Raw genomic sequence first — 4,222 nt, 5'->3', positions numbered from 1 at the left:
GTGTGTGGGACCAGGGCGTCGGTGGTATGGGTGGTGGTTTGTCGGAGGGTGATCTGCTGAGGATGGCGCGCGGTGGCGTCCTGCCGCTGTCCGCGACAGAGGGTCTGGGACTGTTCGACGCGGGTGTCCGGGCGGGCTCGGCGCTGGTGCCCGTACGACTCGACGTCGACGCACTCCGCGCCCTGGGGACGGAACTCCCGCCCCTCTACCACCACCTCACCGGTCGGCCCGCCCGCCGTCGGGCCGCCTCGCGCAACGCGACCGCCGTCGTGGGCTCGCTCGGCGAGCGGCTCGCCGCGCTCCCCGGGCCCGAGCGCCAGGAGGCCGTACTGGACCTGGTGCGGGGTCAGGTGGCCGCGGTGCTCGGCCACGCGACCCCCGAGGCCATCGCGCCCGACCGCGCCTTCAGCGACCTCGGCTTCGACTCGCTCACCGCCGTCGAACTGCGCAACGGACTCAACGCGGCGTCGGACCTGAGCCTGCCCGCCACCCTCGTCTACGACTACCCGACCGCGGGCGACCTCGCCGACTTCCTGCTGGCCGAGGTCTGCGGGGACATGGCCGAGGCCGCGCTCCTGCCGACCACCGCCCGGGTCGACGACGACCCGATCGTCGTCGTCGGCATGTCCTGCCGCTTCCCCGGGGACATCGCGTCACCCGAAGACCTGTGGCGGCTCGTCGCGGACGGCGACGACGCCATCACCGACCTTCCCGACAACCGCGGCTGGAACCTCGACCGGCTCTACGACCCCACCGGCACCCGCCCGGACACCACCTACGTCAACAAGGGCGGCTTCCTGCACGACGCGGCCGACTTCGACGCCGAGTTCTTCGGCATCAGCCCCAACGAGGCGCTGATCACCGACCCGCAGCAGCGGCTGCTCCTGGAGACCTCCTGGGAGGCGTTCGAGCACGCGGGCATCGACCCGGCCACCCTCAAGGGCAGCGCCACCGGCGTCTTCGCCGGTGTCGTCTACCACGACTACTCGGGCAGCAGCAGCTCCGGCAGCATCGTCTCCGGCCGGGTCTCCTACACCTTCGGCTTCGAGGGCCCCGCGGTGACCGTCGACACGGCGTGCTCCTCCTCGCTGGTGGCCCTGCACCTCGCGGGCCAGTCGCTGCGCAACGGCGAATGCGACCTCGCCCTCGCGGGCGGCGTGACCGTCATGGCGTCGCCCGCCGCCTTCGTCGAGTTCAGCCGCCAGCGCGGCCTGTCCCACGACGGGCGGTGCAAGGCGTTCGCCGCCGGGGCCGACGGCACCGCCTGGGGCGAGGGCATCGGCGTCCTCGTCCTGGAGCGCCTCTCCGACGCCCGCCGCAACGGGCACCAGGTCCTGGCGGTGGTACGCGGCTCCGCCGTCAACCAGGACGGCGCCAGCAACGGCCTCACCGCCCCCAACGGACCCTCCCAGACCCGCGTCATCCGCCAGGCGCTCGCCAACTCCCGGCTGAGCCCCACCGACGTCGACGTCGTCGAGGCGCACGGCACCGGCACGGTCCTCGGCGACCCCATCGAGGCCCAGGCCCTCATCGCCGCCTACGGACAGGACAGGACGGCGGACAGCCCGCTGTGGCTCGGCTCCGTCAAGTCCAACATCGGCCACACCCAGGGCGCAGCGGGCGTCGCCGGCATCATCAAGATGATCATGGCGATGCGGCACGGCGTCCTGCCCCGCACCCTGCACGTCGACGAGCCGTCCGGGCACGTCGACTGGACGGCCGGCACCCTGCGGCTGCTGACCGAGGACGTCCCCTGGGACGTCGACCGGCCGCGTCGCGCGGGCGTCTCGTCCTTCGGGATCAGCGGCACCAACGCGCACGTCATCATCGAGCAGCCGTCGTCCGAGCACGACCACCAGCGGACCGCGTCCGCCGCCGACGACGGCCCCGCGCCGCACGCACCGGTGGCCTGGACCGTCTCGGGCCACGGCGAGGACGGGCTGCGCGCCCAGGCCGCGCGCCTCGCCGCGTACGTCACCGAGCACGGCGCCGACCTCGACCCCCTGGACGTCGGCTGGTCCCTGGCCACCCGGCGCGGCGCCCTGGAGCGGCGCGCCACCGTGCTCGGCACCGACACGGCAGAACTGCTGCGGGGCCTCGGGGACCTCGCCGAAGGCGCCGCCGCCGGCACCACCCGCACCAGCGGCAAGACCGCGTTCCTCTTCACCGGCCAGGGCGCCCAGCGCCTCGGCATGGGCCGCGAACTGCACGACACCTACCCCGCCTACCGGCGGGCCTGGGACGAGATCCGCGCGCACCTCGACGCCGCGCTCGAAACCCCGCTGAACGACGTCCTGTTCGCCGCCGACGGCACCCCCGAGGCCGCGCTCCTGGACCGTACCGAATACGCCCAGCCCGCCCTGTTCGCCGTGGAAGTGGCGCTGTTCAGGCTGCTGGAGTCCTGGGGCGTGCGGCCCGACGCCGTCATGGGCCACTCCATAGGCGAGATCGCCGCCGCGCACGTCGCGGGCGTGCTCTCCCTCGCCGACGCCTGCACCCTGGTCGCCGCGAGGGGCAGGCTCATGCAGGCGCTCCCCGCGGGCGGCGCCATGATCGCCGTGCAGGCGGGCGAGGACGAGGTGCTGCCGCTGCTCGCCGACGCGCCGGGTGCCGACCTCGCCGCCGTCAACGGACCCCGTTCGGTCGTCGTGTCCGGCCTTGACGAGGCGGTGAGCCGGGTCGCCGAACGGCTGCGCGCCGAGGGCCGCAAGACGTCCCGCCTCAACGTGTCGCACGCCTTCCACTCCGGCCTGATGAGCCCGATGCTGGACGACTTCCGCCGCGTGCTCGAAGGGCTGTCGTACGGCGAACCGCGGCTGACCGTCGTCTCCACCGTGACCGGCGACCTCGCAGCGGACGAGGAACTGCGCACCCCCGACTACTGGCTGCGGCACGTGAGCGGGGCGGTGCGCTTCGCCGACGGCGTGCGCACCGCCGTCGGCCGCGGCGCGACCCGCTTCGTGGAGGTCGGCCCCGACGGCGTGCTGACCGGGCTCGCACAGACCTGCCTGGAGGAGACCGAGGGCGCCGACAACCCGGAGCGCCTGGCGCGCTTCGTCTGCGTACCGCTGCTGCGCAAGGGGCGCCCGGAGGCGCGGAGCCTCCTCGGCGGGCTCGGCCGGCTGTACGCGTCGGGCGGCGAGGTCGCCTGGCCCGCCGTCTTCGACGGCACCGGGGCCCGTCCCGTCGACCTGCCCACGTACGCCTTCCAGCGGCAGAGCTTCTGGGAGCAGACGGCGGACGACCAGGGCGACCCGGAGTCCATCGGCCTCGGCGCCACCGACCACCCGCTGCTCGGCGCGGCCGTCGCGCTCGCCGACGAAGGGGGCCACCTCTTCACCGGCCGGCTCTCCACCAGGACCCAGCCCTGGCTCGCCGACCACGTCGTCGGCGGCGTGGTCTTCTTCCCCGGCACCGGCTTCGTCGACCTGCTGATCCGCGCCGGTGACCAGGTCGGTTGCGGGGTGCTCGAAGAGCTGACGCTGGAGGCGCCGCTGGTGCTCCCCGAGCGCGGAGGGGTCCGCCTCCAGGTCGTCGTCGGCGCCCCCGAAGGCACGGTCGGGCGCCGCCCGGTGCGGGTGTACTCGCGCGACGAGGCCGCCACCGCCGAGACCCCCTGGACCCGGCACGGCTCGGGCACGCTGATCGCCGCCGCGCGCGGCGGCTCCACGGGACCCGACCTCGGAGCCTGGCCCCCGGCGGACGCCGAACCCGTCGAACTGGAGGGCATCTACGAGAAGTACGCGCAGGGCGGGCTGTCGTACGGCCCCGTCTTCCGCGGCCTGCGTGCCGCCTGGCGCCTCGGTGACGACGTGTACGCCGAGGTCGCGCTGCCGGACGGCGTCACGGTCGACGGGTTCGGGGTGCACCCTGCGGTACTGGACGCCGCGCTGCACGCCGTGGGCCTGACCGGCGCGGGAGAACAGGCCGCCCTGCCGTTCGCCTGGGCGGGCGTCGAACTGTTCGCCACGGGTGCCACCGCGCTGCGGGTGCGGGTGCGCCCGCTCGGCACGGGCACCGCAGTCTCGCTCGACGTGGCGGACGCCGCCGGGCGCGCCGTCGCGTCCGTGGACCGGCTCGACGTACGCCCGTTCCACGAGGACCAACTCGCCCAGTCGCGCACCGAGTTCCCCGAGTCGTTGTATCGGGTGGAGTGGGTGTCGGGGGGTGTGGGTGGTTTGGTTGGTTCGGGTGTGGTGGCTGAGTTTGATGGTGTGGTGTC

At 74.2% G+C, this 4,222-nt stretch carries 1 protein-coding gene; it reads left to right on the top strand.

Annotated features, from left to right (window positions below; all coding sequences use genetic code 11):
• Positions 1 to 62: 62 nt before the first annotated feature.
• Positions 63 to 4,222, top strand: a 4,160-nt coding sequence (locus tag ACIBNE_RS41080; RefSeq protein ID WP_399281202.1) for a beta-ketoacyl synthase N-terminal-like domain-containing protein, incomplete at its 3' end; no start/stop codon positions are given.

The sequence above is a fragment of the Streptomyces sp. NPDC050504 genome (assembly GCF_044458065.1).
Taxonomy (GTDB): domain Bacteria; phylum Actinomycetota; class Actinomycetes; order Streptomycetales; family Streptomycetaceae; genus Streptomyces.
This window is presented reverse-complemented; position numbering and strand designations above follow the sequence as displayed.